General features: G+C 49.4%; 1 protein-coding gene. It reads right to left on the bottom strand.

All coding sequences use genetic code 11. From position 1 onward, the window contains the following. On the bottom strand, nucleotides 1-211 hold a 211-nt coding region (locus tag BHE89_RS03125), incomplete at its 3' end, for a recombinase RecT (protein WP_171742442.1). Between the last annotated feature and the right edge of the window lie 26 nt (nucleotides 212-237).

The raw sequence follows: 237 nt of genomic DNA, 5'->3' as shown, positions 1-237 counted from the left end.
TTTGCTTGTCAGGAAACGCATAGATTTCCCGAGTGAAAGGGTTCAAACCGTACTGTTCGGCCACGATCAGGAGCGTCATCATCTGCTCATCGGTCGGGGCACTTCCATCTCGCTGCTTGAATGCGGTCGCCTTCAAAGTTTCATAGAACTTTCGGGTGTCCACGCCAAACCGGCTTGCGATACGGGTTACAAGAGATTTGTTATCAGACATGGTGTTTCTCCAATTCACGAATGAAC

This window comes from Shigella sp. FC1967 (genome assembly GCF_001743005.1).
In the GTDB taxonomy this organism is placed as follows: domain Bacteria; phylum Pseudomonadota; class Gammaproteobacteria; order Enterobacterales; family Enterobacteriaceae; genus Proteus.
This window is presented reverse-complemented; position numbering and strand designations above follow the sequence as displayed.